This is a genomic window from Pseudomonas sp. 3296 (assembly GCF_031456615.1).
Taxonomy (GTDB): Bacteria; Pseudomonadota; Gammaproteobacteria; order Pseudomonadales; family Pseudomonadaceae; genus Aquipseudomonas; species Aquipseudomonas mucoides.
Map to the genome: position 1 here is coordinate 68,742 of NZ_JAVDUY010000007.1, position 26,889 is coordinate 95,630.

31 protein-coding genes and 1 pseudogene are annotated in these 26,889 nt (G+C 57.6%); 13 read left to right on the forward strand and 19 right to left on the reverse strand.

Annotated features, from left to right (window positions below; all coding sequences use genetic code 11):
- Positions 1-18: 18 nt before the first annotated feature.
- Positions 19-255: a hypothetical protein gene (locus tag J2X66_RS19595; protein ID WP_310267319.1), complete on the reverse strand. Its 237-nt coding sequence runs from the start codon at positions 253-255 to the stop codon at positions 19-21.
- 206 nt (positions 256-461) lie between these two features.
- On the opposite strand from J2X66_RS19595, the gene J2X66_RS19600 reads away from it, so the two are divergent.
- Entirely contained in the window at positions 462-803 is a 342-nt protein-coding gene (locus J2X66_RS19600; protein WP_310267321.1) for a hypothetical protein, read from the forward strand.
- Between the two features lie 199 nt (positions 804-1,002).
- Complete coding sequence (locus J2X66_RS19605; protein WP_310267323.1) at positions 1,003-1,395, forward strand: GFA family protein; 393 nt, start codon at positions 1,003-1,005, stop codon at positions 1,393-1,395.
- Between the two features lie 66 nt (positions 1,396-1,461).
- On the opposite strand, the gene J2X66_RS19610 is transcribed toward J2X66_RS19605, so the two are convergent.
- The gene (locus J2X66_RS19610; protein ID WP_310267325.1) at positions 1,462-1,992 is read right to left on the reverse strand and encodes a GyrI-like domain-containing protein; all 531 of its coding nucleotides are present in this window, start codon (positions 1,990-1,992) and stop codon (positions 1,462-1,464) included.
- A 68-nt stretch (positions 1,993-2,060) separates the two neighbouring features.
- The gene (locus tag J2X66_RS19615; RefSeq protein WP_310267327.1) at positions 2,061-2,513 is read right to left on the reverse strand and encodes a hypothetical protein; all 453 of its coding nucleotides are present in this window, start codon (positions 2,511-2,513) and stop codon (positions 2,061-2,063) included.
- Positions 2,514-2,667: 154 nt separating this feature from the next.
- Here J2X66_RS19615 and J2X66_RS19620 point away from each other — a divergent pair, with 154 nt between their 5' ends.
- The 6 genes from J2X66_RS19620 to J2X66_RS19645 all read left to right on the forward strand — a co-directional run bounded on the left by J2X66_RS19620 (position 2,668) and on the right by J2X66_RS19645 (position 9,408).
- Positions 2,668-3,111 carry an anti-virulence regulator CigR family protein gene (locus tag J2X66_RS19620; RefSeq protein ID WP_310267329.1) on the forward strand — a complete coding sequence of 148 codons (444 nt, stop codon included), beginning with the start codon at positions 2,668-2,670 and terminating at the stop codon, positions 3,109-3,111.
- 115 nt (positions 3,112-3,226) lie between these two features.
- On the forward strand, positions 3,227-3,745 hold the full coding sequence (locus J2X66_RS19625; RefSeq protein ID WP_310267331.1) for a hypothetical protein: 519 nt from the start codon (positions 3,227-3,229) through the stop codon (positions 3,743-3,745).
- A 264-nt stretch (positions 3,746-4,009) separates the two neighbouring features.
- Complete coding sequence (locus J2X66_RS19630) at positions 4,010-6,595, forward strand: EAL domain-containing protein (RefSeq protein WP_310267333.1); 2,586 nt, start codon at positions 4,010-4,012, stop codon at positions 6,593-6,595.
- Positions 6,596-6,947: 352 nt separating this feature from the next.
- Positions 6,948-7,874, forward strand: a complete 927-nt coding sequence (locus tag J2X66_RS19635; protein ID WP_310267335.1) for a Gfo/Idh/MocA family oxidoreductase — start codon at positions 6,948-6,950, stop codon at positions 7,872-7,874.
- Positions 7,875-7,987: 113 nt separating this feature from the next.
- Positions 7,988-8,263 carry a metal/formaldehyde-sensitive transcriptional repressor gene (locus J2X66_RS19640; protein WP_140670407.1) on the forward strand — a complete coding sequence of 92 codons (276 nt, stop codon included), beginning with the start codon at positions 7,988-7,990 and terminating at the stop codon, positions 8,261-8,263.
- 8 nt (positions 8,264-8,271) lie between these two features.
- Positions 8,272-9,408 carry a nickel/cobalt efflux protein RcnA gene (locus J2X66_RS19645; RefSeq protein ID WP_310267338.1) on the forward strand — a complete coding sequence of 379 codons (1,137 nt, stop codon included), beginning with the start codon at positions 8,272-8,274 and terminating at the stop codon, positions 9,406-9,408.
- Between the two features lie 141 nt (positions 9,409-9,549).
- On the opposite strand, the gene J2X66_RS19650 is transcribed toward J2X66_RS19645, so the two are convergent.
- From J2X66_RS19650 to J2X66_RS19710, 13 genes are all read right to left on the reverse strand, one after another.
- Positions 9,550-10,122 (reverse strand): chorismate mutase, encoded by a 573-nt coding sequence (locus J2X66_RS19650; RefSeq protein WP_310267340.1) that lies wholly within the window; start codon positions 10,120-10,122, stop codon positions 9,550-9,552.
- 152 nt (positions 10,123-10,274) lie between these two features.
- Entirely contained in the window at positions 10,275-10,637 is a 363-nt protein-coding gene (locus J2X66_RS19655) for a hypothetical protein (protein ID WP_310267342.1), read from the reverse strand.
- A 162-nt stretch (positions 10,638-10,799) separates the two neighbouring features.
- Positions 10,800-11,228 (reverse strand): nuclear transport factor 2 family protein, encoded by a 429-nt coding sequence (locus tag J2X66_RS19660; RefSeq protein ID WP_310267343.1) that lies wholly within the window; start codon positions 11,226-11,228, stop codon positions 10,800-10,802.
- Between the two features lie 3 nt (positions 11,229-11,231).
- On the reverse strand, positions 11,232-11,990 hold the full coding sequence (locus tag J2X66_RS19665) for an SGNH/GDSL hydrolase family protein (protein ID WP_310267345.1): 759 nt from the start codon (positions 11,988-11,990) through the stop codon (positions 11,232-11,234).
- A gap of 139 nt (positions 11,991-12,129) precedes the next feature.
- The gene (locus tag J2X66_RS19670) at positions 12,130-12,492 is read right to left on the reverse strand and encodes a hypothetical protein (protein ID WP_310267347.1); all 363 of its coding nucleotides are present in this window, start codon (positions 12,490-12,492) and stop codon (positions 12,130-12,132) included.
- A 135-nt stretch (positions 12,493-12,627) separates the two neighbouring features.
- Positions 12,628-13,320, reverse strand: coding sequence for an RES family NAD+ phosphorylase (locus J2X66_RS19675; RefSeq protein WP_310267349.1), 693 nt, complete (start codon positions 13,318-13,320; stop codon positions 12,628-12,630).
- Positions 13,314-13,718 (reverse strand): antitoxin Xre-like helix-turn-helix domain-containing protein, encoded by a 405-nt coding sequence (locus tag J2X66_RS19680; protein ID WP_310267351.1) that lies wholly within the window; start codon positions 13,716-13,718, stop codon positions 13,314-13,316. Before J2X66_RS19680 ends, J2X66_RS19675 begins: the two co-directional genes overlap by 7 nt.
- A gap of 239 nt (positions 13,719-13,957) precedes the next feature.
- The gene (locus tag J2X66_RS19685; protein ID WP_310267352.1) at positions 13,958-14,713 is read right to left on the reverse strand and encodes a hypothetical protein; all 756 of its coding nucleotides are present in this window, start codon (positions 14,711-14,713) and stop codon (positions 13,958-13,960) included.
- Positions 14,714-14,868: 155 nt separating this feature from the next.
- On the reverse strand, positions 14,869-15,264 hold the full coding sequence (locus J2X66_RS19690; protein ID WP_310267354.1) for a hypothetical protein: 396 nt from the start codon (positions 15,262-15,264) through the stop codon (positions 14,869-14,871).
- A 379-nt stretch (positions 15,265-15,643) separates the two neighbouring features.
- Positions 15,644-16,339, reverse strand: a complete 696-nt coding sequence (gene arsH, locus J2X66_RS19695) for an arsenical resistance protein ArsH (RefSeq protein WP_310267356.1) — start codon at positions 16,337-16,339, stop codon at positions 15,644-15,646.
- Positions 16,340-16,350: 11 nt separating this feature from the next.
- Complete coding sequence (locus J2X66_RS19700) at positions 16,351-16,821, reverse strand: arsenate reductase ArsC (protein WP_310267358.1); 471 nt, start codon at positions 16,819-16,821, stop codon at positions 16,351-16,353.
- Positions 16,822-16,846: 25 nt separating this feature from the next.
- Positions 16,847-17,194 (reverse strand): metalloregulator ArsR/SmtB family transcription factor, encoded by a 348-nt coding sequence (locus tag J2X66_RS19705; protein ID WP_310267360.1) that lies wholly within the window; start codon positions 17,192-17,194, stop codon positions 16,847-16,849.
- Positions 17,195-17,396: 202 nt separating this feature from the next.
- Positions 17,397-17,669, reverse strand: coding sequence for a hypothetical protein (locus J2X66_RS19710; RefSeq protein WP_310267362.1), 273 nt, complete (start codon positions 17,667-17,669; stop codon positions 17,397-17,399).
- Positions 17,670-18,112: 443 nt separating this feature from the next.
- Here J2X66_RS19710 and J2X66_RS19715 point away from each other — a divergent pair, with 443 nt between their 5' ends.
- The 5 genes and pseudogenes from J2X66_RS19715 to J2X66_RS19735 form a co-directional block, all read left to right on the forward strand.
- A complete protein-coding gene (locus tag J2X66_RS19715; protein WP_027924607.1) occupies positions 18,113-18,772 on the forward strand; it encodes a MarC family protein in 660 nt (219 codons plus the stop codon).
- 260 nt (positions 18,773-19,032) lie between these two features.
- Positions 19,033-19,395: a DUF6463 family protein gene (locus J2X66_RS19720; RefSeq protein WP_027924606.1), complete on the forward strand. Its 363-nt coding sequence runs from the start codon at positions 19,033-19,035 to the stop codon at positions 19,393-19,395.
- 203 nt (positions 19,396-19,598) lie between these two features.
- Positions 19,599-19,841: a hypothetical protein gene (locus tag J2X66_RS19725; protein WP_032833684.1), complete on the forward strand. Its 243-nt coding sequence runs from the start codon at positions 19,599-19,601 to the stop codon at positions 19,839-19,841.
- 674 nt (positions 19,842-20,515) lie between these two features.
- Positions 20,516-21,874 carry an MATE family efflux transporter gene (locus J2X66_RS19730; protein WP_059182743.1) on the forward strand — a complete coding sequence of 453 codons (1,359 nt, stop codon included), beginning with the start codon at positions 20,516-20,518 and terminating at the stop codon, positions 21,872-21,874.
- A gap of 94 nt (positions 21,875-21,968) precedes the next feature.
- Positions 21,969-22,242 (forward strand): annotated as a pseudogene (locus tag J2X66_RS19735) (phosphoribosyltransferase); the annotation flags it as partial.
- Positions 22,243-22,254: 12 nt separating this feature from the next.
- On the opposite strand, the gene J2X66_RS19740 reads toward J2X66_RS19735, so the two are convergent.
- From J2X66_RS19740 to J2X66_RS19750, 3 genes are read right to left on the reverse strand one after another with little or no spacing between them, the layout of a single operon-like run.
- On the reverse strand, positions 22,255-23,598 hold the full coding sequence (locus tag J2X66_RS19740) for a TolC family outer membrane protein (protein WP_310267370.1): 1,344 nt from the start codon (positions 23,596-23,598) through the stop codon (positions 22,255-22,257).
- Between the two features lies 1 nt (position 23,599).
- Positions 23,600-24,946 (reverse strand): HlyD family type I secretion periplasmic adaptor subunit, encoded by a 1,347-nt coding sequence (locus J2X66_RS19745; protein ID WP_310267373.1) that lies wholly within the window; start codon positions 24,944-24,946, stop codon positions 23,600-23,602.
- Positions 24,947-26,683, reverse strand: coding sequence for a type I secretion system permease/ATPase (locus J2X66_RS19750; protein ID WP_310267375.1), 1,737 nt, complete (start codon positions 26,681-26,683; stop codon positions 24,947-24,949).
- Positions 26,684-26,889: the final 206 nt, after the last annotated feature.

Sequence of the window (26,889 nt, forward strand, 5' to 3'; positions counted from 1 at the left end):
CCGGTCATTTGTCCAGCGCTAAAGCCACGTATTCACCACCCGCCGATCCAGCTCCTCCCATTCCGCCATGCCCAGCACCCGCGTGGTGTTCAACCCACGCAAATAACCGCGCAACTGATTGGCCGTGGCTCGCGAGAGCTCCGGCTCGGGCGGGTTTTCGCTCATCAGCACGGTTTCGTACTGGACCAGGTACTCGGCCACCCGGTCACGAAAATCCGGCAAAACCGCATCGCGGATCAGGTCAAAGGTTCTCAAGGCGTGATCCTCATCAATCTTTTTGTGGGGGGTGTTTGAGTGTGCATCCATCGGCGTGGCGCGCAACTATTGCTAGACGTAATAGTGACCATTACCAAACACAAGTTCTTCTTTGTCGACAATAGTCGGAAAATCGCCCCCATCGAACACACGGCTGAAAAAAAACCGCGTGATGAACCGAACATTTTGTTTTCAGGAAGAGACCGATGCGTCCTTTATTCGTTTCTGCCACTGCAGTTGCCTCAGTGTTGCTCGCCGGTTGTGCCTCCGCGCCCAACGACCCGACCCTGACCTTGCAGACCCGCAAGACCCCGGCCCAATACGCCGACTGCGTCGTCCCGAAATTGCAGGGCAGCGCGTTGAGCCCGACCGTTTCGCAGACCTCGCGCAGCTACCGGATCGTGGTGCCGAGCAAAGTCTCCACGGACAACGTGCTGGAAGCCTACAAGTCAGGGGACGGCGGCAAGGTGTTCATCTACGAGCGACATCTTCTGGCCTCAAGCTTCTTGCCATCGAGTTTTGAACGCGCCGCACAGGATTGCATCTGAACGCCATCGGCTAACGTTTTTTACAGCGCTCCTTTGGTTGGCCGCAACCAACCAATTTTCTTGCCCCGCACCGCATTTTCGGTGACGGGGCTTTTTTTGTCGGAAATTGAACAACCACGTGAGTGAAAGAATGGCGTTCGCCCCGTGCTGCTATCTTCTTATTCACCTTGCGAATGCGTGACTCCAGAGGAGGTGCAGCATGGATCGATTCACGGGCGGCTGCCTGTGCGGCAATGTCAGGATTGTGGCCTCGGGCCGTCCTTACCGGGTCGGCCTTTGCCACTGTCTCGATTGCCGCAAGCACCATGGGGCGCTGTTCCACGCCTCTGCGATATTCCCTCAGGCGGCAGTGACGATCGAGGGTGAGACAGGCGATTACGCCGGGCGGTTTTTCTGTCCGCGCTGCGGCTCGTCGGTTTTCGCCCGCTCGGGCGATGAAATCGAAGTGAACCTGGGGTCGCTGGATGCCCCTGACCAACTGAAGCCCACTTACGAAAGCTGGATCGTGCGTCGCGAGTCCTGGTTGCCGGCGTTCCCGCTCACCAGACACTATGAACACGATCGGGAAGGCACGGGGCGCGCGGAGGAGTAGGGTTGAGTCGATAAACGACAAAAAGCCCGCTTCGGCGGGCTCTCTGTTTGGGGTCAAATCCATTTGTCAGTTCAATCTGCGCTCTGTTCTGTAAGCGTTTCGTGAAAAACGTGTTGTCGAAATGAGAAAGTTTTTCGGAACGCCTGCTACACAATGAATCTGAACTTCGTCTGGACCGCCATACGATTCAAAATCCGTGGCGTAACTGCGTTGCAGCTGTGGACGCGCTTCAAAGTAGGCCCAAACAGTCCCCCAAGCCTGAATAACGGCAGCCGGCATGGCGCCGCGGGCTTCGAAAACCATGTACTTGCCTGCCTGAATCTCGACGTTATCAAAGTCCGGGTTCGGCATACTGACCGAGACACCCGCCGTCACATCGTAAGCACCGCTCGCGTCAGATTCATAGGCCGAATACACGCCGACAATCGGCGCGTCGGTCAACTGTTGCGCGATCTTCTCGGCAACATTGTCGGAAAAAAAGCGACCCCACAACCCGGGGATTTTTGCGCGGTCCTGCGTTGATTCATCGCGGTTGTTCGTACGTACGGTCAGACCGGCTACGTGGAAGCTGGACAGGTGTGCGATGTTGGGTTCCATTCCGGGGACTCTCACTCGCTGTTGAAGTGCCCGAATTAAAGCACACCCTGATGCCAGTTAAGGGGAGGCTATTTCGCCGTGCTGCCTTGCTTGATATCCCCGCAGAAAATATCGACATTGCCATCCGTCGATGCCGTTCGCACGACGATGGAATACCCACCCGCCAGCAACACCGACAGGGCAACAGGCGCGGTTCTGGATAACGTCCAGCCGCGTATTGGCTGGCGTTCGGTGTTGACCTGATCATTCATGGCGTACGCCACTGCCCCGGGTTTTTCGCAACTGCCTTTATAGATGAAGGTGTAGAGGCGCAGGGGCAGGGTGACACCGCTTGGCGCACCGCTGATGAAGAAACTGAGTCCGGTTTTATTGTCAAAACTGGTCAGCGTTACATCGCCGATCTGGCCGGCATTCTGCCGTGTGGCAACTAACGGCACGGTCACGCTGGGGTTTGATGATGTAGCGCAACCGAAAAGGGTTACGCTGACCAGTAGCGCTGCCAGTGAGTTTCTTAACTTCATGGCCAAACTCCTGCGTCGAAGAATTGCGGGGGGGATTAGCCGGTATAGCTCATTAATGGTATTTCTGATGTTTTGCGCACAAAATTGTGCGCACTTGTTTGATTGCAGTACTAAATTTCAGTACAGCGTCCTGCCACGAAAAAGGAATGACACAATGATCAGATCTCGCTTATTTATTTCAGCCGTTACGTGCCTTGCGTTGATCGTCGGCTCAACAACGGCATTAGCCGACCCTGGTAATGGAAAGGGTCAGGGTAACGGCAAGGGAAACCCGCACAACAACCAGGCCCATGGAAACCAAGGCAAGGGCGGCGATTGGGACAACGGCCCAAGCATTGATCGCGGCAATGTCCTGGGAATTATTGGCGGGTATCCGGGCTACTGGAACTCTGGGCCTGCATTGCCACCGGGCATTCAAAAGAACCTTGCGCGAGGCAAACCGTTACCACCGGGTATTGCCAAAAAACTGGACGGTCGGTTAGTCGGCAGACTGCCTCATTACGATGGATATGAATGGCAACAAGCTGGCACGGACTTGATATTGGTCGCCCTCGCCACCGGGCTGATTTACGAAGTGCTCAACGGTGCTTTTGATTAGTATTTGAGTCTCGTTTTCAATCGCGCAGTAAAGACATTCCGTCTATCGCGGGACTTGAACTGAATGGGGTCTGACGCGTCTTAAAACACGTGATATCAACCCTGTGGAAGCAATCATGCTTTTAAAAAACAAGAGTTTCGTTGCTGTAATGTCGTGCGCCTTGATGCTTGCAGCGGCTCCATTACTGCCCGCTAATCTGTCCATCATGAATTCCGCCTATGCGAAGGACGGTGGTGGTGGTGGTGGTGGTGGTGGTGGTGGTGGTGGTGGTGGTGGCGGCGGCGGTAATGGTGGCGGTCACGGAGGTGGTGTTGGCGGTGGCCATGGTGGCGGTACAGCCGGCGGCCACAGCGGATCAGATCACGCCGGCGGCATTAGCAGTAACGGGCGCGGCGACGGGCTCAGCAGTGACCATGCCGGCAAAGCTGTTCGTGATCATGGTGAAAGTGGTAACCACTACGGCAGTGATCGCAATGGTGATCGCGGTCATGGCTCAACGACTTCAGGCATCGCTCACTCCAAAGACACTCGCGGCATAGCTAAAGCCCGAGCTGTGGCGACTTCGACGCCAGGCGATCACAACACCAAAGGGTTGAGCAAAGTCGGGACGTCGGTATCACCCAAGCAGCATTGATCTGCCATACCTCGGACTCGGCGCCTGTTTAAATCCGTTCTCAGGCGCCGCACTCGGCAACCATTAATACCCCTCAGCGTTATCGCTGATCTCCCATATCCGGCATAAATTTCTGACGTGTTCCGAGTAGTGGACAGATTCCTCGTCTACCCTCTGCGAGAGCATTGTGAACGGTCACGCGCAAAATCAGGTTATTCATTAGTTCGCTAATTCAGCCGATAACGTGGTGTACACCCCTCTTGCATCAACGACCAGCGGGAATTTATGCCGAATAGCCTCGCCTCTATCGTCCACTCCCTCTCTCATCGTTCAAGCGTGTCGCTGGCACGGACTTCACTGTTCAAGTTTGTCGGTCTGTTAGCCGGTGTGTTTTTACTGGCCAGCTTTTCACTGGTTTATCTTGCAAACGATTTAGACCGGACAGAGGAAGCCAAAAGTGCGTTTTACACAAAGAAGGCGGTGCAATCGCTGGAAAAATCGCTGCGCTCAGTCGTCAAGGACTACGCATTTTGGGGTGATGCGTACAAGCACCTGCATGTTCAAGTAGACCCGGATTGGGCCTATGTACGGCAAAACGCCGGGCCAACGCTTTACAACGATTTTGGATTTCAGGGACTGTTTGTCGTCAACGACGTCAATCGCACGGTTTACTCGGTGATCAAGGGTGAACTGAAATCCGTTGAAGCTGCAGAGTGGCTCGGAAACGCTATTGCGCCGCTTCTCGAAAAGGCTCGTGCTGGCGCGGAATCAGAAACACCGACCACCGCCTTTATCAGTATTGGAGGCAAACCCGCCCTGGTCGCGGCAGCCGCCATTACACCGGGAACCGACCCCACCGTGGTGTCTGATGCGCGGCTACCGTCGGTGTTGATTTTTGTCGACATTCTCGACAGCGCCAAGCTTGACCTATTAGGTAATGATTTCGGGGTCGAGGGCCTGCATGTCGCCACGGCTGATGATCTTGACGCAACGTCCTTCTTGCCGTTGGGGGACAACGGTGCTGCCGGCAATTTGTCTTGGCGTCGGTCCAGTCCAGGTCTGCGGTTACTGGGAGTAGGGCTGCCATTGATCGCCATTGCCGCGTTGTTGGTATGCCTGATGATCTGGGTTATTTTGCGGCGCACCACCGCCAGTGCGGTGGCGCTGGACGCCAGCTACACCTCGCTTCAGAACAGTCAGGACGCCCTGGGCATCAGCGAAGCGCGCTTTCGCGACGTCGTTGAAGCCATCTCGGACTGGGTATGGGAAATAGGGGATGGTGGGCGTTTTACCTATTTGTCCGATCGATTTGAAAATGTCACCGGGCTCTCCCGCGACGCCTGGATCGGGGCGCCGATCAATGATCTGCTGTCCACCGAATTAGGTTTGCTGACCCAGTGGTTGAGCATTCCGAACCGTCGTCCGGACATCAGCATCCAATGCCGCTATGTCGATGCCAAGGGGCAGGAGCGCATCACGCGTATCTCGGCCCGGGACATGACGGGCGCAGGGTTTCGGGGCACCGCAACGGATGTGACGGATGAAGTCGAAGCCCGTCGGCGCATCGAATTCCTTTCCCAGCATGATGCCCTCACCGGGCTCCCCAACCGGACCCGTCTTCAGGAGTTTCTTGACGGTAAACTCAAGGCAATGCCGACGGTGGAACAACCGCTGGTCATGCTCTGTCTGGACCTGGATCGCTTCAAACCGGTCAATGACTTGCTCGGGCATGCCGCCGGTGACCGCGTGCTCAACGAAGTATCGAGTCGCCTGGCGGACTGCGTGCGCCACGGCGACCTTGTCGCCCGGGTCGGGGGCGATGAGTTTGTCCTGATCCTCAGTGACATGAGCTCCCAGGAAGAAGTCGAGACCCTGTGTCATCGCCTGATCGAGTCCGTTGAGCGGTCCATAGAGATTGATCAGCAGGAAGTGTTTGTCAGCGCCAGTATCGGCATCGCGATGGCGCCCAATGATGCGTGCGAAGCGACCGAGTTGCTACGCTATGCGGACATCGCGCTGTACGAGGCAAAGTCGGGTGGCCGTAACACCTGGCGCTTTTATGCAGGCGATATGAACGCCAGAATCATTGAGCGCCGTCGGCTAGAAAACGACCTGCGTTTCGCCATCAAACATGGTGAGCTGCGCCTGCATTTCCAGCCACGCTATCGTATCTTGGACGGTCAGATGGTCGGTGCCGAAGCACTGGTCCGGTGGCAGCATCCCGAGCGCGGATTAATCCCCCCCGATACGTTTATCCCTATCGCCGAGGAGTCCGGGTTGATCCTTTTCCTGAGCAACTGGGTGATCCAGACCGCATGCCGTTGCGCCGCAAAATGGCCGGAGAATTTGTTCGTCTCCGTCAACCTGTCATCGACTGAATTCAAGCGCGGCAATCTGGTCGAGCGCATTCAGAAAACACTGCACGACACCGGAATCGACCCTGCCCGGGTCGAGCTGGAAATTACCGAAAGCGTGATGCTCGAAGATGCCACGGGTGCACTTGAGATAATGCGCACACTCAAACGCCTTGGCGTGCGGATCTCCATGGATGACTTTGGAACCGGATATTCATCGTTGAGTTACCTGCGCGCGTTTCCTTTCGATGGCCTGAAAATAGACCGCAGTTTCTTGAACAGGCTGGATGAAAGCGAGGATGACCGGGCCATTATCCAGGCGATCGTCGGCTTGGGACGCGCGTTGGCGCTCACGGTGACGGCCGAGGGCATTGAAAGTGCCGAGCAGCTGAGCTTGCTCAAAGGGGTCGCGTGCGATGAAGGCCAAGGTTATTACCTGAGCCGGCCGCTTGATGTGAATGCGTTTAATGCGTTGGTCGGCGTCAGGGGCAATGCAGTCAGCGCCAGCAACGTTTAAAGGTCGGGAAATACAGTCCAAAATCGCGCCATACGGACCGATCGCGCGCGGATTTTCATCCGTGGCCAATCCGTCATATTCAGTATTCCTTCAATACAGAGAGTGGGCAGCCCAATGCTTATGAATAAGGCTGCACCGTGTTTCAACGTTTTTTATGTTCGCTGTCCGTTTTGAGCCTGTCTATCGCCGCTGCCCAGGCTGCCGAGACCAGCACCTTGGCAGGCGGGGATGACAGGATTGTGAAGGTGTGGGCGGAGCGGGCATCAGCATGTTGTCAATGACTTCCACGCCATACAAACGTAATCTTGCCGGCTCGCGTTCCATGACAAGACAAAAAAAACAGGAGTCATTGATGCAACCGATTCGTCTCGGCCTGGTGGGCTACGGCAAGATTGCCCAGGATCAACACGTTCCCGCTATTAACGCCAACCCCGCGTTCCAGTTGGTGTCTGTCGCCACCCAAGGGCAACCCTGCGCCGGGGTAGAGAACTTTCAGTCCTTGAGCGAGCTGCTCGAAAGTGGCCCGCACGTCGATGCGATTGCGTTTTGCACACCGCCGCAAGGTCGATTCGCACTGGTGCAACACGCGTTGGCCGCCGGCAAACACGTGCTGGTCGAAAAACCGCCGTGCGCCACGTTGGGTGAAGCGATGGCGTTGGTGAGTCAGGCCGCAGAGCAAGGCGTCAGCGGCTTGTTCGCCTGGCATTCACGCTACGCACCCGGCATCGAAGCCGCCCGTGACTGGCTGGCCACCCGCACCCTGCAAAGCGTTCAGATCGACTGGAAGGAAGACGTGCGCAAGTGGCACCCCGGCCAGGCCTGGATCTGGCAGCCCGGTGGCCTGGGCGTATTCGATCCCGGCATCAATGCCTTGTCGATCGTCACCCATCTGCTGGCGCTGCCGCTGTTTGTCGAGTCAGCCGAACTGCGCGTCCCCGACAATTGCCAATCGCCGATTGCCGCGTCGATCAACATGTCTGATGCACGGCACCTCGATGTCCGCGCGGAGTTCGATTTCGACCACGGTCACGACGAACTCTGGAGCATCGAGATCCGCTGCGCTGAAGGCGTGCTGCGATTGGACAATGGTGGTGCTCTGTTGAGCATTGACGGCGTGCGCCAGGCCGTATCGGAGGAGGGCGAATATGCGGCGGTGTATCGGCATTTCCAGCAGCTGATTGGCGACAACGCCAGCGACCTGGACCTTCAGCCGCTGCGATTGGTGGCCGATAGTTTTTTTGTCGGCAGTCGGGTGTCGGTTGAGCCGTTCTACGACTAGCGTCCGCTGCTCCCCCGTTTCTTTCTACCTGACATGACTGCCTGCACATGGGGATTGCATCTCTCCCAACGGCAGGTGATCATGCTTGTCTGTATAGGTAGGGGGGGTATGGTATGTCGCACACTCATGAGCAAAAAGACGATCTATTAAAACGGGTAAGACGCATTGCCGGGCAGGTCCAGGCGATAGAGCGCGCGCTGGAGTCGGAGGCTGATTGCGCCAAGACCCTGCACCTCGCCGCGGCCACTCGCGGTGCCATGAACGGTTTGATGGATGAAATCATCGAGGCTCACGCCCACGCCCACGTTGCCAACCCGGAGCTCAGCGATGAGGAGCGGGCCAAGGGTGTCGAAGAACTGCTCGAAGCCATCCGCCGTTACTCCAAATAGGTCCTGTCATGCCAAATTTCGCAGAACTGCTCCAACAGGGTGGCGCCCACGCGTGGCTCTATTTCCCGAGCGCGATACTGCTGGGGGCGTTGCACGGGCTTGAGCCCGGGCATTCGAAAACCATGATGGCGGCGTTCATCGTGGCCATTCGTGGTTCGGTCAAACAGGCGGTGCTACTGGGCCTGGCGGCAACGCTGTCGCATACAGCGGTGGTGTGGCTGGTTGCGATCGGTGGCATGTACCTGGGCAACGGGCTGGATGCGCAAACCACTGAGCCGTATTTTCAGATCGCGTCCGCGGCGCTGATTATCTTGATTGCACTCTGGATGCTGTGGCGCACCTGGCGTGGCGAACAGATGTTCAAGTTCGAGCAAGGTGACGATCACCACCACGGCGAACATGATCACGCTCACCACGACGAAACCCAGCGAATCGATACCGGACATGGCCGCATCGAACTGTCGATTTTCGAAACCGGCATGCCGCCGCATTGGCGCCTGAAAGCGTTGAGCGGGCATGCCTGGGGTGCTTCGGATGTCCGCTTGTTGACCACGCGATCGGACGGCAGCACCCAAGTGTTCTCGTTTGTCGAGCATGAAGGTTTTCTGCAATCGACGACCGACATTCCCGAACCCCACGAATTCAGCGCTCGCCTGAGTCTTGGGCATGCCGGGCACTCGCATGACTACGACCTGGAATACTCGGAGCATGACCACGGGCATTCGCACGCAGAACTGCAAGGGCTGGAGTTGTCGATTGACGGTTATCAGGATGCGCATGAACGTGCCCACGCCAATGACATCCGCAAGCGTTTCACTAACCGTGAAGTGACCACCGGCCAGATCATCATGTTCGGTTTGACGGGAGGGCTGATTCCTTGCCCTGCGGCGATCACCGTTTTGCTGCTCTGCCTTCAGGTCAAGGAAGTGGCCTTGGGCGGCATGCTCGTCCTGTGCTTCAGTATTGGTTTGGCGATTACGCTGGTATCGGTCGGCGCGGCGGCGGCCATTGGCGCGCGGCAAGCCAGCAACCGCTGGCCGTGGCTGGGAGCGGTGGCGCGTCGGGCACCTTATCTGTCCGGGGTGTTGATTATCGCGGTGGGCTTGTACGTCGGCATTCATGGCTGGATCGGGTTGAATGCTTAAGACGCTTTGAATGGCGTGCGCAAAAAAGCCCGGCGGATAAGGCCGGGCTTTTCATTGAGTAGCGCGGTAAAACCGCGCATTGACGCATCGCGGTTTTCATTCAGACGGTCGGAACCACCTTCGGCCACGCGTCGTTCAATCTCATTGCGCCGCGATACACAGCTCCCCGGTAGCGCGTATCAGGGCCTGGCCGTGCAGTTGATCCTTGATCAGGTTGGCTCGCTCGGTCCCCAGCCAGTTCGGGCAATTGGGATCATTGCGATAGGGCGCGAATTCGGCGTATTGCTGCAGCAGGCGATTTTGCAGCTCATCCAGGCGTGGCCTGATTTGATTGACGAGGTCTGGCCGTGGAGTGTCCGGCGCTTTGGACGCTGCGTGCCATTGAGCGAGCAGGCCGTACTGCACCAGTTTGTTGGCTTCGATCTGTGCGGCCGTCAACTCGGCAACCTCTTCCGGGTCCAGTTTCCGGCTCGCGGCCATCTTCCTGGCGTTGTCGATGACCTGGGTTTCCCGGGCGGTATCCTGAATCGGTTTGCCACTGTCCCATTTGGTCAACGCCACCAGATCAGCAATGCTCAAGCGCTCGTTGATCGTCACCAGCAACGGCAACAAGCTGGCAGGTGCCGGGGAGGGCGTACCGGCCTGGGTGCCGCACGCGAATACACCGAACAGGGCGCAGGTCAGCAGTTGTGGCAGGCGTGGCGAACGGAGCATGGGCAAACCTCGATGAGCGCAGAATTCACAATCAGGTCTTATGTACCACAGGTGCGGCAGCGGCTTTAAGGGGGGCTGATTTATTTTGTGCATGAAAAAGCCCGGCGGGTCAGGCCGGGCTTTTTGTCGAATGCTGCGGGAAGGCTATTCATTCATGCAGCGCGATACTTGATCAGGCGGTCGGAGCCACCTTCGGCGACGCGGTTCTGCATCAGGCGGTCGGAGCCATCAGCGGCGACGCGTTTTTCGATCAGACGATCCGAGCCACCTTCGGCGACGCGTTTTTCGTTCAGACGATCCGAGCCACCTTCAGCGACGCGTTTTTCGATCAGACGATCAGAGCCACCTTCGGCGACGCGGTTCTCGATCAAACGATCCGAACCCCCTTCAGCCACACGGCTTTCAATCAGGCGATCCGAGCCGCCTTCAGCGACCACTGGTTGAGCAGAAGTTGCGGCAAAAGCGTTCACTGCGAAAACCGAGAAAGCGATAGCGAGAAGGGTTTGGCGTTTCATGATGGTGTGCTCCGGGGTGCTTATGGGTGGGTATGGAGCTGATGTTACGCCGCGGATTTTTTATGAGAACTTCATTGAGTTGATGGTGACTATCGATGTCGGCAATGGATGATCGCGCGCGGTGATATCACCGCGCGGGACGTGAGTTTCAGGCGTTTGGAATCAGGCTTTACTGGCCGCCAGATAAGCCCCAAGGCGTTGTCCCATTTGCTCGCCCAAGGCTTGCAAGCCGCTCAACGGACGGACCATCACCTCAAACTCGACGATTTTTCCGGTTTCGTTGAAGCGGATCATATCGATGCCCTTCAACTGTTTCCCACCGACATTGGCGCTGAATTCCAGAACCACGTTCAAGCCGTCTGCCGTCGCCAGTTCGCGGTGGTAGGCGAAGTCCTCGAAGACTTTGACGACAGTGTTGAGAATCATCGACACCACGGCCGCGCCCGGATAAGGCGTGTGCGCCATCGGCGAGCGGAACACGGCGTGCGGGTCGAGCAAGCCGGGCAGGGCGCTCAAGTCCGCCGTGCGGATCATCTCGTGCCATTGCTGCAAGGAGGCGGCGGCGTTGGGGTGCAGGTTCAGTTCAGACATTTTCTACTCCTGTATTTTTATTGTGGGTTGTGCAATGTCGAGGCGCGTATTTTGGCGAGAACGTTGGCCGATGACCGCCGCTGCATCGTCCGCCCACTGACTGTATATCGCAGGACCCGGATGGAAGCCATCCCGTGCCATCGAGCCGTTCACGGGGACCAACCGGGTCGTCAGCAGCGTGCAGTGATCGATGCTCTGCGCCAGCTCGGCAAGGCGCGCGTTGAAGGCGCTGGCCCTCAGTCCCAGGTACCAACGCAGCGGTTGCGGCAGCGCGGGAAACAGGTGCATGGGTGGAAGCGGGGACAGCACGATCTGCTTTACCGCGTACTTCTCGCGTAGCAGGCCAATCAATCGATGTTGTCGGGCGACCCACTCGTCAGCCGCCAATGTACTGGTGACATCGTTGACGCCGATAGACACCAGCGCCACATCGAAGGCCTCTGGAACGTTGTCTTCGAGCAACCCCAGCAGCGCTTGAGAATCAAGCCCGGACCTGGCCCAGAGTGTCCAGGACACGTGGTAATCATTGGCCAGCTCACTGACCAATTGGCCGCTGAGTGCTTCGTCTTGAGTTGACACCCCAACGCCAGCGGCGGCGCTGTCGCCCACAATCAACAACCGCAGGGCTACGCCGCTGCCGGCCATGCCCTGGCGTGCGCCCTCGGCTTCCGGCAGCCTGGGCGTTACCTTCCGGGTGTAAATGCCCTGCATGAGCAACAAGGGGCCGAGCAGGATTTTGGCGAGGGTTTCAGTGTGGTTCATGCGGCATGCCGAGTTGACCTAATGGTTATCAGCGATACATGTACAACGCCCGCGTGGCGAGTGCACTAAAAACAGCTCACAAAAAAGCCCGGCTGATCAAGCCGGGCTTTTCATTGAGTACCGCGGTAAAGCCCTGCATTTATGCAGCGCGGCTTTCGATCAGACGGTCGGAACCACCTTCGGCAACGCGGTTCTGCATCAAACGATCCGAACCATCAGCGGCTACGCGATTTTCGATCAGACGGTCGGAACCATCAGCGGCTACACGGTTTTCGATCAGGCGGTCGGAACCATCAGCGGCTACGCGGTTTTCCATCAGGCGATCCGAACCATCAGCGGCTACACGGTTCTCGATCAAACGATCCGAACCCCCTTCAGCCACTCGGCTTTCAATCAGGCGATCCGAGCCGCCTTCAGCGACCACAGGTTGAGCAGAGGTTGAGGCAAAAGCGTTAACTGCAAAGACCGAGAAAGCGATAGCGAGGATAGTTTGGCGTTTCATGATGGTGTGCTCCGGGGTGTTTATGGGTTGGTATGGAGCGGATGTTACGCCGTGGATTTTTTAAGAGAACTTCATTGGGTCAATGGTGACTATCGATGCCAGCAATGATGCATCTGGCCCCCGTTTTAGACGCATTCACGCTTCACTGATCTTGCTGACACTGGTGATTTGCCCATTCCAGATCATCTCGTAATGAGCCGTCTGAACAATCGATGCGACCGGTCGCGGCGTCATCAGCGCCCAACAGTCACTGCCTGGCAGACGCACCGAGTGGTAACGAATACCGGGGCATCGCGCTTTTTTGATTAAGCTGCCGAGTTGGCGGGAATGCGTGTAATCGTCGGGCGCGTAGATCGGGTCAGTCAGCGCAATGGACGTCGCATCTTTCATCGCCGCGTCGACAAAAGCACAGGTCAGCCCGCGGAACACAAAGCGCTCATAGTTCAGGTTGCGGACATTCGACCAATACAGACTCTGGTGATGCCGCACTTCGGCGAGCGCAGTTTCCATGGTATCCGCCAGGTACAACACCCCAAAGCTGCCATCGCTGAACCGCGAACCCGCCGGGTTAACGTGGGTAAACGGCGCGATCGCATAAGAGCAGCCAGGAATGCCGAACGGGATCTGATCCCGGGCAATCAACTCAAGTCGACCGACTTCATTGTGCAGCCGGGGATTGGTCAGCGCCTGTATCTGATACAGCACATCAAATTCGTCCGCGTCCGCCACGTCATCAAACAGCGCGATGGGCGGATACTTCGAATTGACCAGTCGGTAGGCTTTTAACCGCTCACCGGCACACTCCGCCAGTTCGCTCACCTTCACCATTGCGCGCCCCGCAGCACATCGATGCGCCGAAAGGTTTCATACAACGAAATCATATCGCCCTGGACCATGATCTCGAGCGGGGTACGCCCGTTGAAAAACTCGTTGTCGTTGGCCATCGACACAAAGCCGTAGACGTTTTCCGGGTTGTCGAAAACCAGGCGCAAGGTTGCGTGGATGTTGAGGACAAAGCTGATGCGCTGCATCTGGTCAGCGTCCAGCGCCACCGCCCATTCGGGGTCTTGCTGCCGGGCGCGGGTGTAGGTGCTGCGGGAAATGCGCAGGATGCGACAAGCCTGCTCACTGGACGCAGACCATTTTTCGAGAATGCCCACGGCTGCACGCAAGCCCGTAACGCATTGGCTCTTGGTGAATGCGGGTGCCTGAAGAGGGACTGCCATGTGTCAAGCCTCGATTGATCCGTAGACTCAAAACTATATAAATAGAATCTACAGAACAAGAGTGCATCGACCAGTGGTAAGTTGATTTGCGATGTCGACTTCGGTTGTTTCGGCGTTATCTTCTTCTAACCGGAGCGGCTCAGGCAGACACTCACACGGCAGGAGCCAAAAGCAAAGCAAGCCGGCGCTTTTGAGTTCCTGTGATGTGCCTGCCATACGCCAACACTCAGCGGTGAGTGTTACAGCGTTGTGAGGTGCTTATTAAAGACGTCCAACGATTGGTGACCTGTCGTTGGTTGAAAATTCACCCCTTCGAGGGGGGTGTGGGCGGCTCTGAGCAAACCGTCGTTGCGCTTTTCCGGGTTGAACAACAGGTACAACTCCTGGCATTTTTTCACGATGCCAGCGGTGTCCAGCGTCGGGTTCTCTATCTTCGCCGTGATTTGATACACGGCGATGAAATCGTTCAGCGACACCTCTTTCATATTCACGATCGATCGATAAAGCACAAATGCACTGACTTGATCGCATTTACTTTTCAACGAGGTGGAAGTCACCGAGCGCGACCAACCCGCAAAATCAAGGCGAATCATCGACGCGCCCTCAAGAATCGCGCAGTACCTTCTGACCTCGCTTTCCGAACCTTGCGATGAGCCAAACAGCATGTCGACAAAGCCCGAGACGATCGTACCCACGGCGGATACGTTGTCTCCCGCGACGAAGCCTTTCACGGAGTCGTTGACGACATTGGTGATGTTTTTGGCGTTATCAGATGTGTAGGCTTTGGTCTGGTAGGTGAAGGATTGAATGGTTGAGATGGGGAATGTTTTATCCGTTCCCTGACCGGCACCCAACAGCGCTGTATTGATCAGTTGCGCGTAGTACTGGGATTTCGCCAGACCCAGCGCCATCAGCGTATCAAGATGCGCTGAACACTCATTTTTCATTTCGTCTGACAAATCTTGACCCAACAATGCTTTCGTTATTGCAGCCATGACCTTATCTCCATGGAAAAGTTGTTTTCATGCGGATTCGTTGATATATCGAGTGGCGGTAAAGTGTTTGTTTGTCGTGTGCTAATCACCTCCTTTTTATTGGATTGTTCGTGATGTGAGAAGGGGGTTTTAGTGTGCGGCTATATAAGCATCGGCTACCATTCGTTGTGTGCCTTTATGCCGCGCTTGATGTAGGCCAGTTCGTCTTCGGTTAAATGACCCTGGGTGGTCAGGCTTTCAATCACGGAAAGTATTTTTTCTTTAAAAATTGGATCGTCGATGTCTCCTGTAACATGCATATGCAATTCAGGTGTTGAGGCGTCATCTTCGTCAAGATGCATTGTGCCGTGGCTTGGACTTGAGCCATCAACTGCTATCAATTGAAGCCTTTCAACCAGATCGGCGAGATGGACCTGGGCCGGGGCTCGATACTCCGGGACGCTGCGCCAATGAAAGGTCGTGGCGGTTGTACTCAGTACAATGCGATTGAAGTCTTTTTTATCGACCACTATTAGCGTGCACCCATTTTTGTCAGGGAAATCTCCAGGCATACAAATCTCCAGATTGGGTTCTGTTAAACGTTCGTGACGCCAGAGTGCTAACACTTTATTCAAGCGATGCGAAGGCATCACTTGAATAAATGAGTTAGGCCGCACGCTAGGCAAAGGCTCAGCGAGTGACAAGATTGTGAGTGGGTTTCAGCGACCTGCGCGCTGACTGGAACAACCATAGACCATGCGCTAACAAGCACTTCAACAACACATAGAATATGTGGCAATAAACAACTCAACCCCGAAGACTATGTGGGCTTAAGTCATTCACGGTGGCGCCCATTAATAGGGCGCCAAAATACTGGTCTTGTTTGAGTAGTGCAGTGCTTGTCACAAGCATCTTGATAATAACTAAGGACTTGATGAATGATCCCGGCGTTCAGATCGACCGCTGATTCACCCGCTGACTCAACTCTTGCGCCGTCTCCTTGCGCTCCGAATAGCGGTCAACCAGATCCGGACGATCCCGCAACAGCAGCGTGAACTTCACCAGCTCTTCCATGACGTCGACGACCCGGTCGTACAGCGCGGAGGGTTTCATGCGATTCCCTTCGTCAAATTCCAGAAAGGCTTTCGGCACGGAAGACTGGTTGGGGATCGTGAACATGCGCATCCAGCGCCCCAGCACGCGCAGTTGATTGACCACGTTAAACGATTGAGAACCACCGCAGACCTGCATCACCGCCAGCGTTTTCCCCTGGGTCGGGCGCACGGCGCCCAACGCCAGCGGCACCCAGTCAATCTGCGCTTTGAACACCGCCGACATGGAACCGTGGCGCTCGGGGGAACACCAGACCTGTCCTTCAGACCATTGCATCAACTCAAGCAGCTCCTGGACTTTCGGGTGATCGTTCGGCGCATCGTCCGGCAGCGGTAGCCCCGAGGGATTGAATATCCGCGTTTCTGCACCGAAGTGTTCGAGCAGGCGGGCGGCTTCTTCGACCAGCAACCGACTGAACGACCGTGGCCGGGTCGACCCGTACAGCAGCAGGATTCGTGGCTTGTGCTGGCCGTCGTGATCGTTGGCGATGGGCTCAATCAAAGACGCATCTAGATTAGGCAGAGGGTGGTTCATGGGGGCTCCGGTTACAGGGTGCTGATGCGGTCGAGTTCGCGCTTCAATGCATCACGATCAAGTTCGGCGAAGGGCAGGGCGAGGAAGGCCCGGCAGCGCGTTTCGATGCGCGCCAGGGTTGAATGGAAGGCTGCAGTGACGGCCGCCTCATCGCCCTTTACCTCGGAGGGATCTTCCAGTCCCCAATGGGCTTTCAATGCCGGCCCGAAGTAGACCGGGCACGCCTCTCCAGCAGCTTTGTCGCAGACGGTGATCACAATGTCCGGCGGGTTGGCCTCGAAGGCGTCATTGCCTTTGCTGCTTAACCCGTCGATGGCAACCCCGGCCTCTTGCAACGTGGTCAGGCTGCGCGGCAGCACCTGTCCTTTGGGAAAACTTCCGGCGCTGACAGCCTCGAAACCGTCCGGCGCAAGATGATTGAACATTGCTTCGGACAGGATGCTGCGGCAACTATTGGCGGTACACATAAACAGGACGCGCATGGGGGCTCCAGGGTGATGAACAGAATCAGCAGCAAGCAGTGGTGTTGAGAGGGCGGTCGCCCATTGCTTTGAGTCGAGCGCTGTTTTCCTCAAGCCAGGCAGTGTTGGCCACCAGCGTGGTCTCAAGAATGGTGCGCACCCAACCCGGCAAATCAGGGTTGAGCCGGTAATAGACCCACTGACCCTGACGTCGATCGAGCAGCAACCCACACGCACGGAGCTGCGCCAGATGGCGGGAGATTTTCGGTTGACTGTCGTCCAGGGCGCAGACCAGTTCGCACACGCACAGCTCACCCTCGCGGGTGATGAGCAACGTGGCCCGCGCACGGGTTTCGTCGGACAGGCATTTGAATACGGCGGCAGGGGTCAGCATGGACACGGCTCGATACATATGGTTATCCGAATATACGGTTATCCATATGTGTTGAGCAAGCCTCGGCTCTAGTGGGCGGGCTGATGTCCTGAAAAACCGACGCCTTCACGGCCCAATGCCAATCAGTCAGGGAGCGAAAAACCTGTGGGAGCGGTATTCAGCGCCTTAACTGATCGGCATTAGCCTTCAGGCGCCCGTTTTTTTACTCCGATACCTGTGCGCGCAAGCGTCGACCGATTACGTCCATCAAGTCACAACCATCGCGCAACGGAATGGCCAGCAGTTTGGAAAAGTCCGACAGCACCACCGTGTCGCAACCGAGCTCGGCGCGGAAGGCGATGTTTTCCAGCACTTGGGTGACGGTGCGAATGCGGTAGTCAGCCATGGCTTGCAGGACGTCGAGCGGGGCTTGGGTGTCGATGAGCAGGGAGGCCGGGATCAGGTCGATTCCGGTGAGGGGCATGTATCTTTCCATAGATGAAACTCCGATCAAGGCAAAGGTTGACTGTCCCTCAATCGTCGCCAAACGAATGGGTGACAGCTGTACGCAGGTTGGCGAACCGGGATCGGAATACCGGCAGACCCGAAGGTCTCCCGCGCACAGCTGCCATAAAGACAGCTTTGCGAGCGTGCAAAAGCGTCTGCAAGAAAGCACAGAGCTTTTGCACCCGATCAGCAGGTCGCCAAACCTGGCCGCCATTGTGGGCGACGGGGCGGACTATAAGCTTCATCGGAACGACGGGCAAGGTGAGGGTTTCCGAGATAAGTGTAGGACCAGATCCGAAGCCTTTGTCAGTCATCGACTGACCTTTCCTGAGCGAGCGCCACCTGTGCTGCAGCGCCAGATTGAGCTCCAAACGGGCTCATTTCGCATCATCCGCTAAGGTGATGTAACGCGGTCTCTCCTCGAGGTGCGCCATGAACACCTATGTAACGCTGTTTGTCGGCATGTTTACCACGTTACTGGCCATCATCAACCCACTGGAAGCGATTCCCGTGTTCCTTGGCATGTTGCAAGGCAAGGACACTGCCGAGCTCCGCCGGGTAGCCCGCAGAGCCTGTTTCTTTGCGTTACTGCTGATGTTCTTTTTCCTGATTTTCGGCAACCTGCTGCTGCGTCTGTTCGACGTCCCCCTGAGCATGATCCGGGTGGTCGGTGGGGTGATTCTGATGCGGATCGGTTTCGAACTGTTCGCCCCCACGCCTAACAGCAGTCTGATTCCCACGGGTCACGACGCCGACCAGGACGTGTCTTTCATCCCCCTGGCCATGCCCATCATGTTTGGCCCCGGTGCGATTGCCACCGTGATCGGCCTGACCAGCACCATCAAAGACGCCAGTCATGCGGTGCTGTCTTTCGCCGTCGTGGCGCTGGCCATCTGCGCCACGATGTTCACCACCTATTTGTCACTGGCTTACGCTCAAGTCATCCTCAAAACGATTGGCCCGCAAGGCATCGATGCCGCCACGCGCATTGTCGGGTTCTTCGTCTCTGCCATGGGGGTTGGTTTGATCTTTCATGGCACGGTGGAGTTTTTGCAATCGTACGGGGTGTTGCTGCATGGCGGGGTGGGTTAGGGCTGGATCGTTGTCTTTGCATTGACCGTGTGCTTTCGGCCAAAAGTGGACGGTGGACACGGTGATGGCAAATAGATAGCTTCATTAGGAGGCAGCAGTCCTTGCCGTCACCACTTCTAAGCCAGACAGGGACTTACGAGATGACAAGGAATGTTATACGACACGCCATCGCGACAAGAAACGCAAACCACTCGCTCGCACTCTGGGACCGTGTAAACGCTAGGCACCTTCCAACCTTACCGTTACGGAGCATATAAGACATGTCAAACATCGTCGCATGGACCCTGTTCGCCTTGGGCGTTCTCCATATTCCATTCGGTATCATCAAGTTCAAAACAGCATTTGCCGCCGCTGTAGACTCTGGCTTCGTTGACCAATTCAAAGCGCACGAAGATCGGCGTACTGCCCTCTGGTTTACCATGTTGGGGCCGCTTTTTATGCTTGCAGGGCAGACAGCGATTCACGCCGTAGCCGTTGGCGATCTCGCGCTACTTAAAATTGTTGGCATCTATGTGCTTATGATTTCGATCATTTGCGTCATTGCTGTTCCAAAGTCGGGATTCTGGGCAACGTTGCTGGTTTCTCCGCTGATCATCGCGGCAGGATATGACTTGTACGCCTGACAAACGGTTCAAGGCATTCACGAGGGCTTCAACGTCAGATCGGGGTTGATTTCTGCCTGTCACGACCGGTTAAATCCACAAGTGAAACCCGGCCAGTGAGCCGGGTTTTTTGTTCTCGCCATTCGTCCATCGCCGGGCACTTACAGCGTTTCCCTACCTCTCATGTTCAAGCACGGACATTTACATAACCATCGGAGAGCAACATGGACATTGATGAGAATGCACCGGGAAACATATCGCAGCAGGGCGGTACGAGCAGCACGGATAACGAAGCGGGTCATGACCCCAAGCGGTCTGAAGTACCGTCGAAAACGGCCGAAGTCGATGCACCAAATAATCCAAAGCAGGACCCCGCAGCTAAAGAGAACCCGTACAGCCCGGACTTCAAATCGGAACCTGAACATAAGCCGGTTCAAGATGCCGATATTGATACTCAGGGGGGTTAGTAACATCTCGCGAATCAGTACAGAGACCCAGTATGGAATTTGTTGAGGATACGACTGGAAACATCTCCCGGCAGGGGGGGGCCAACGCGAAATGAAACTGGAGTCGCGCTGCCTGCTGGGTAATGCACAGATTTGTCCACTCAGTTGCATTCGACCTGACCAGTCATTTGCATTGTATTTGACCAGCACACTTCGTGACCCTGACCCGCAGAGAACGACCCATAGCCGTCATCCACAGTGACTATTGGGATGATCGTTTGGTGAGCCGAACTAAATTTTTTTTAGTAGAGGGAAATGGATTACAGCTATTTCTTCTTCAGCCGTGCAATACCGTAAACATAGCTGCGTGTCCGTGGCGAACACGACGGGTTCGGGCGACGTACTTGGCTGTGGCCAGGAGTCGAGCAGCACTACGGTCGCGATTGACATAGGGAAGCCTAGTGAAGAAACAGGGGGCAAAACAGAGTGCGAGAGCGACGCGTTGTCGTCAAACGTTTCTGATCGCGACGGGCTGCTTCTGGTCTTTTCTGCCTCTCACGATAGGCAGAAATTGGCCATCTGGATTGCCCCATTTATTACTCGAACGCTCCAGATTTTCCAAAATAAGAGCGGTCTCGGAACAAGGCCCTGGCGTAGAATTCCCAAACCGCGTGCCCACCCGAGACGGACCCTCAATGCAAACCCCCACCCACCCCATCCCCCTCTGGAAAACCTACCTCCTTTTCCTCGCCCCGATGGTCCTGTCGAACTTCCTCCAGTCCATGTCGGGCACCGTCAACAGCATCTACATCGGCCAAATGCTCGGCACGCAATCCCTGGCCGCCGTGTCCGGCATGTTCCCCATTGTCTTTTTCTTCATTGCCCTGGTCATCGGCCTCGGCGCGGGGGCGGGTGTGCTCATTGGCCAAGCCTGGGGCGCGCGCGAACCGCATCTGGTAAAAACCATCGCCGGCACCACCCTGCTGCTAGGCGCCATGATCGGCCTGACCGCCGCCGTCCTCGGCAGTGTGTTTGCGCGGTCGGCCTTGCAGGGGTTGGGCACGCCGGCTGATGTACTGGACGACGCCGTGGCCTATGCCCACGTGATGATGTGGATCATGCCGTCGCTGCTAGTCTACGTGCTGTTCACCCAATTGCTGCGCGGGGTCAGCGATACGGTATCGCCGCTGATTGCGTTGGTGGTGTCGACCTGTATTGGGTTGGCGCTGACGCCGGCGTTGATTCGGGGTTGGTTCGGGTTGCCGATGATGGGGATTCAGAGTGCGGCGTATGCCGGGTTGGCGGGGAACTTGTCGGCGATGGGGTGGCTGGCGTGGCGGCTGATTCGCAAGGGCCATCCACTGGCGCCGGATCGGGAGATGTTTGCGGCGATGAAGCTGGACCGGGAGATTCTCGGCAAGGTGTTGCGCATCGGGCTGCCGACCGGGTTGCAGATGGTGGTGTTGTCAGTGTCTGAACTGGTGATTCTGGCGCTGGTGAACCGGCACGGTTCGCAGGCGACAGCGGCGTATGGCGCGGTGACGCAGATCGTCAATTACGTGCAGTTTCCGGCGCTGTCGATTGCGATCACTGCGTCGATCCTCGGAGCTCAGGCGATCGGGGCCGGGCGCCTTGAGCGCATGGGGCCGATTTTGCGCACGGGGTTGCTGATCAATGTGTGCCTGACGGGCGGATTGGTGGTGCTGGGTTACCTGCTGTCGCACTGGTTGTTGGGGCTGTTCCTCACCGATGACTCGACGCGGGCAATGGCCGAGCACCTGTTGCACATCATGCTCTGGAGCTTGTTAGTGTTTGGCTTCCAGGCGATTGTCGGCGGCATCATGCGCGCCAGCGGCACGGTGTTGGTGCCGATGGCGGTGTCGATCTTCTGCGTGGTGCTGGTGCAGTTGCCGGTCGCGTATGTGCTGGACGGGCACTTTGGTTTGCAGGGCGTGTGGATGGCGTTTCCGGTGGCGTATCTGGGGATGCTGGCGTTGCAGACGGCGTATTACCGGTTTGTCTGGCGGCACCAGCGGATCGAACGATTGGTGTAAGCCAAGCGGCTTGCTGTCAGCCTCGCCCAGGCCGACAATTCCTCGGGACTGCGTGATGAAACCGGCAGGCGTGATCGCCTGAGGAGGTTTTCTAATGAGTCCCTCATCGCACATGATTTTGCAGGACCGGCCGGCGGCGGGTCGGCGTCTGGTGGCGCCGTTGCAAGCCTGCGCCAATCGCCCGGACGGCCTTGCCCAGAGGCGGCGTGCCGGTAGCGTATGAAGTGGCCACGGCGCTGAATGTTCGTCTCGACCTGATGCTGGTGCGCAAGCTCGGCGTGCCGTCGCACGAGGAACTCGCCATGGGCGCAATTGCCAGCGGCGGTATCCAGATTCTCAATCAACAGGCACTACGGGGGCCCCCGATTTAAACCTTCCGCTCAAAACGACAACTTCGGCCCCAGGTAGGCATTGGCGCTGGCGATGTCATCATCGCCCAGTGCCCCGACATTTGCCGCCAACCGCAGTTTGGCCAACAGGTAGCGCAGTTTGGCTTCGAACAGGTCGCGGCGGGCGGTGTAGAGCTGTTCCTGGGCGTTGAGGATATCGACGTTGGTGCTGCTGCCCGCGAGGAAGCCTTTTTTCGAGGAGTCCACTGAGCGCTCGCTGGACTTCACCGCTTTTTCCAGCGCGTGGATACGCGCTTCTCCGCTTTGCACACCGCGAAACTCGCGGGTGGTTCCCGAGATGATTTCTTCCCGGGTGGCATTCAGGTCATCTTCAGCCTGATCCCGGGTGGCAACGCTTTGCCGCGCTCGGGCGCTGACGTAGCCGCCGCTGTACAACGGAATGTTCAACTCCAGGCCGGCAGAAGAATAGCGGTTGCGCTGGTTCTGGGTGGACAGGGTTTCGCTGTCGGCAGCGGTGTAGCCCACCACCAGATCAAGGGTCGGCCAGTGACCGGCCTTGGCCTTGGCGACTTCCTCGTCGGCGGTGTTGACGTTCAAGCGTCGTGCACGGATCGAGGGGCTGTCGGTACCCGCACGGATGATCCATTCCTGCAGATTGTCCGGTTGCAGAGGCGGCGTGGGGAAGGTGTCTTGCAGCGTGGCGATTTCATCGGGTGTCTGACCGAGGTACTCCTGCAACAGGCGCCGGGCCACGGTGACGCTGTCCTCGGCTTCGATCAGCTCGGCCTGGGCCAGGTCGCGGCGCGACACGGCTTCGTCGACGTCAGTGATGGTGCCGTCGCCCAACTCCCTGCGTCGTTGAGTCGAGGCCACTTGTTCGTTGAAGGAATTGAGTTTGGCCGTCGCCAGCGCCACGGTTTCGTGGGCCAGCAGTACATCAAAATAGCGCCCGGCCAGTTTCACGGCCGCATCCTGCGCCTTGCCGTCGAACACGGCCACACCGTACTCGGCCTGATACTCGCCTTGGCGATACTCGGCCATTTTCTGTTTGTTGAAGAGCGGTTGACGCAGCTGCAAGGTCGCGCCCCGCGAGTTGTAGTTGAGGTCGTTGGTGTGGCTGTTGCCGAAAAAGTCCGGTTGCTTTTGCGTGCCGTTGATGTGGTTGTCGAAGGCGGTGATGCCGACTTTCGGCAGCACGCCGGATTGACCGATGGCGCGGTTTTCCAGCGCGGCATCGCGTTCGTGACCGGCGGAAAGGTACGTCGGGCCCTGAAACTGCATCAAGTTCCAGGACTCGCGCAAGTCCAGCGCCGCCACCGACTGCGCCACGCACAGCGACGCGGCAAAACCGATAAAACGTCGTCCGCGGTTCACGTCACTGCTCCTTGAAGGCGCTGTTCACACGGTCCAGCAGTGGTTTCAACAGGTAACTCAGCATGTTGCGCTCGCCCGTCTTGATGGTGACGGAGGCGGGCATGCCCGCGCGAATGTGGTTGCTGCCCAGCATGGCCATGCCGGCGGGTGTCACTTCGATCTGCGCCAGGTAATAGGGCTGTTTGTTGTCGTCGCTGACCAGGCGGTCGGCGGAAATGGTCAGCACCTGGCCCGGAATGTTCGGCGTCTGTACGTGGTTGAACGCCGGGAATGAAATGGTTACCGGCAGGCCCGGCGTCATCCGGTCGATGGCTTGCACCGGTACCATCGCGTCGATCTGCAACGGCTCGTGGGCCGGCACGATTTCCATGATCTTGAAACCCGGCGCGATCACGCCGCCGATGGTCGACACGTTCAAACCCTGGACCACGCCGTCGATGGGGGAGCGGATCACCGTGTGCCGGACTTGATAATCCAGCGCCTGCAAACGATCAGTGAGGGCGCTGTTTTCTTTCTGAACGTCGGCCAGCAGCGACTGCACTTCCTTGCGGTAGTCGTACTCGCGCTGAAGGATGCGCAGCTTGATGTCGGCGACCTGGCCCCGCGCCTTGGCAATGTTGTTCAGGTTGTCGGCCTGGGAGGCATTGAGGTCAGAACCCGTGCGTTCAAGTTCGAGCATCCGGTTGCGGGGCACATAGCCTTCGGCGGCGAGTTGACGGACCCCGACCAGTTCCTGATTGAGAAACCCGATCTGCGCTGACCGGGCACCATAGATGTGCTGCAAGCCCTTGATCTGTGCTTCGGCGGAGTTGAGCGACTCGCGCAGGATGCCAATCTCGCCCTCAAGGCTGGTGCGCCGCGTGGCAAACAGATGACGTTGCAGGCTAATGGCGTCGTTGAGATGAACGTTGCCCGCGTAACGCTGCAACATGACGGGGTCGAACACCACGTCGGCCGCGCCGTCGCGCTCGGCTTCAAGGCGGTTTTCCATGGTTTTGGTGGCGATGTACTGCGCGTTCACCACCCCTTGTTCCGAGAGTGCCTGGGTGGCGTCGAGCCGAACCAGTTCCTGGTCCTTGCTGACGCTGTCACCTTCGCGCACCAGAATCGCTTCGACACTGCCACCCGTGAGGTGCTGGATGGTTTTGCGGTTGCTGGTGACCTTGACCGTGGCAGTGGCGACAATGCCGGCGTCCAGCGGTGCAAGCCAGGACCAGAGCAGAAATCCGCCAAAACCAAGGATCACCAGCAACACACCCCAACGTGCCGGACGGTGGTCGTCGACATCGATACTGGCCGCTGCGCGCACCAAATCCTGGCCACGCGGATCGAGACTCACGGCGCCCATTTATTCTCTCCCGCGAACGGCTGACAGGGTCGGGGCGCCCACCGTCGGCAGCACGCTGGTTTGACGCAATGCCGCAAACACTTCGTCCCGGGGACCGAACAATTGCGTGCTGCCTTCGCGCAGCATCAGGACTTTGTCGACGGTGCCGAGGATGCTCGGGCGGTGGCTGATCAACACCGTGGTGCACCCTCGGGACTTGAGGTCTTCCAGCACCTCGATCAGGGCTTTTTCCCCAGCGTCATCAAGGTTGGCGTTCGGTTCATCGAGCACAATGATCGACGGCTCGCCGTACAACGCACGGGCCAGGCCGATGCGCTGGCGTTGCCCACCGGACAGCGGGTTGCCGTCGACATCCAGGGTCGTGTCATAACCGTGGGCAAACCGCAGGATCATGTCGTGTACGCCGGCCCGTTTGGCCGCCACGATCACCGCATCACTGTCCACTTCGCCAAAACGGGCGATGTTGTCGGCGATGCTGCCTTCGAACAATTCCACATCCTGCGGCAGGTAGCCGACCCAGGGGCCGAGCTCTTCTTTGTTCCACAGATAAACGTCCACACCATCAAGCCGTACTTTTCCGCTTTGCGCCGGCCAGATACCCACCAGCAGGCGCGCCAACGTGGACTTGCCCGACGCGGACGGGCCGATGATGCCCAGCGATTCTCCCGGCGACAGGTTGAAGTGCGGCCCGCGAATGATCGATTGGCTCATGCCTGGCGCCCCAGCGTGCAAGTGCTCGACCGAAAGCATGCCCAGTGGCCGTTGCAGTTTCATCGCATCGGCCCGGGGTGGAAACGCTTGCAGCAGTTGCTTGAGCCGCGACCAGGCGCGGCGGCTGGTGAGCAATTGCTTCCAGGCGCCGATCAGTTGCTCCACCGGTGCCAGCGCGCGGCCGCTGAGGATCGAGCACGCGATCATCATGCCGGGAGTGATCGAGCCTTCGATGGCCAGCAGGGCGCCCGTGCCGAGGATCAACGATTGCAGGGCGATCCGCACGAACCGCCCCAAACCACTGATATAGGCCGCGCGGTCGGAGGCCAGGGTCTGCATTTCGAGAATCCGCAGGTGGCTGCCGAACCAGCGCTGGGTGATGGCCGGCAACATTCCCATGGCTTCGATGACTTCGGCGTTGCGTAGATTGTTGTTGGCGAACGTGCCCGAGATTTGTGACGCCAGGTTCGCTTCGCTCAACGGCTTTTTGGTGGCGACTTCAGTGAGCCAGGTCAGGGACACCAGGATCAGCGATCCGCACAGGGTGACGATCCCGAGCAAGGGGTGAATCAGATAGGCGACGAACAGGTAAATGGGCGTCCATGGCGCATCGAAAAACGCGAACAATCCATTGCCGGTCAGAAACTGCCGGACCTGCGCCAGGTCTTGCAGGGCCTGGGCCGGGTTGCCGCCGGCTCGCTGCAGGTTGCGCTCGAACGCGGCGGTAAAGACACGACGGTTCAGCGCCATGTCCAGACGGTTGCCGACCCGGATCAGCACGCGGCTGCGCACCACTTCCAGCATGGCCAGCAAGGTGTACAAACCGATCATCAGCAAGGTCAGCATCAGCAGCGTGGTGAGGTTGCTGCTGACCAGCGCCCGGTCATACACCTGCAGCATGTAGATGGCCGGGGCAAGCATCAGCACGTTGATCACGCCACTGAACCCGGCCAGCGAATAAAACGTATGGCGCAGCCGAAAAAACACCTCGGCCAACTCGGATCGCTGCTGGGTTTTCTTGTCCATCGGAGGGTCCCCGAACCGTGGATTCATGTACCTCAGCGTAGGGGAACGACTGTTGGTCGGATGAAGGGCTGATCCGGGTTTTTGAGCGAAATGTATTTTTGACGTTTTTGACAGCGTTGAAAAACAAGGGGTTGGACGCTAATTTTTCAGAAACTTATGACGAAGATGGCTTATTGACGGGCTAAATTCGTGCGACCTAAGTCTAA

Coding starts and splice junctions, on each gene's coding strand:
- J2X66_RS19600 (WP_310267321.1), top strand. CDS start 462: ATGCGTCCTTTATTCGTTTCTGCCACTGCAGTTGCCTCAGTGTTGCTC.
- J2X66_RS19605 (WP_310267323.1), top strand. CDS start 1,003: ATGGATCGATTCACGGGCGGCTGCCTGTGCGGCAATGTCAGGATTGTG.
- J2X66_RS19610 (WP_310267325.1), bottom strand. CDS start 1,992: ATGGAACCCAACATCGCACACCTGTCCAGCTTCCACGTAGCCGGTCTG.
- J2X66_RS19615 (WP_310267327.1), bottom strand. CDS start 2,513: ATGAAGTTAAGAAACTCACTGGCAGCGCTACTGGTCAGCGTAACCCTT.
- J2X66_RS19620 (WP_310267329.1), top strand. CDS start 2,668: ATGATCAGATCTCGCTTATTTATTTCAGCCGTTACGTGCCTTGCGTTG.
- J2X66_RS19625 (WP_310267331.1), top strand. CDS start 3,227: ATGCTTTTAAAAAACAAGAGTTTCGTTGCTGTAATGTCGTGCGCCTTG.
- J2X66_RS19630 (WP_310267333.1), top strand. CDS start 4,010: ATGCCGAATAGCCTCGCCTCTATCGTCCACTCCCTCTCTCATCGTTCA.
- J2X66_RS19635 (WP_310267335.1), top strand. CDS start 6,948: ATGCAACCGATTCGTCTCGGCCTGGTGGGCTACGGCAAGATTGCCCAG.
- J2X66_RS19640 (WP_140670407.1), top strand. CDS start 7,988: ATGTCGCACACTCATGAGCAAAAAGACGATCTATTAAAACGGGTAAGA.
- J2X66_RS19645 (WP_310267338.1), top strand. CDS start 8,272: ATGCCAAATTTCGCAGAACTGCTCCAACAGGGTGGCGCCCACGCGTGG.
- J2X66_RS19650 (WP_310267340.1), bottom strand. CDS start 10,122: ATGCTCCGTTCGCCACGCCTGCCACAACTGCTGACCTGCGCCCTGTTC.
- J2X66_RS19655 (WP_310267342.1), bottom strand. CDS start 10,637: ATGAAACGCCAAACCCTTCTCGCTATCGCTTTCTCGGTTTTCGCAGTG.
- J2X66_RS19660 (WP_310267343.1), bottom strand. CDS start 11,228: ATGTCTGAACTGAACCTGCACCCCAACGCCGCCGCCTCCTTGCAGCAA.
- J2X66_RS19665 (WP_310267345.1), bottom strand. CDS start 11,990: ATGAACCACACTGAAACCCTCGCCAAAATCCTGCTCGGCCCCTTGTTG.
- J2X66_RS19670 (WP_310267347.1), bottom strand. CDS start 12,492: ATGAAACGCCAAACTATCCTCGCTATCGCTTTCTCGGTCTTTGCAGTT.
- J2X66_RS19675 (WP_310267349.1), bottom strand. CDS start 13,320: ATGGTGAAGGTGAGCGAACTGGCGGAGTGTGCCGGTGAGCGGTTAAAA.
- J2X66_RS19680 (WP_310267351.1), bottom strand. CDS start 13,718: ATGGCAGTCCCTCTTCAGGCACCCGCATTCACCAAGAGCCAATGCGTT.
- J2X66_RS19685 (WP_310267352.1), bottom strand. CDS start 14,713: ATGGCTGCAATAACGAAAGCATTGTTGGGTCAAGATTTGTCAGACGAA.
- J2X66_RS19690 (WP_310267354.1), bottom strand. CDS start 15,264: ATGCCTGGAGATTTCCCTGACAAAAATGGGTGCACGCTAATAGTGGTC.
- arsH (WP_310267356.1), bottom strand. CDS start 16,339: ATGAACCACCCTCTGCCTAATCTAGATGCGTCTTTGATTGAGCCCATC.
- J2X66_RS19700 (WP_310267358.1), bottom strand. CDS start 16,821: ATGCGCGTCCTGTTTATGTGTACCGCCAATAGTTGCCGCAGCATCCTG.
- J2X66_RS19705 (WP_310267360.1), bottom strand. CDS start 17,194: ATGCTGACCCCTGCCGCCGTATTCAAATGCCTGTCCGACGAAACCCGT.
- J2X66_RS19710 (WP_310267362.1), bottom strand. CDS start 17,669: ATGGAAAGATACATGCCCCTCACCGGAATCGACCTGATCCCGGCCTCC.
- J2X66_RS19715 (WP_027924607.1), top strand. CDS start 18,113: ATGAACACCTATGTAACGCTGTTTGTCGGCATGTTTACCACGTTACTG.
- J2X66_RS19720 (WP_027924606.1), top strand. CDS start 19,033: ATGTCAAACATCGTCGCATGGACCCTGTTCGCCTTGGGCGTTCTCCAT.
- J2X66_RS19725 (WP_032833684.1), top strand. CDS start 19,599: ATGGACATTGATGAGAATGCACCGGGAAACATATCGCAGCAGGGCGGT.
- J2X66_RS19730 (WP_059182743.1), top strand. CDS start 20,516: ATGCAAACCCCCACCCACCCCATCCCCCTCTGGAAAACCTACCTCCTT.
- J2X66_RS19745 (WP_310267373.1), bottom strand. CDS start 24,946: ATGGGCGCCGTGAGTCTCGATCCGCGTGGCCAGGATTTGGTGCGCGCA.
- J2X66_RS19750 (WP_310267375.1), bottom strand. CDS start 26,683: ATGGACAAGAAAACCCAGCAGCGATCCGAGTTGGCCGAGGTGTTTTTT.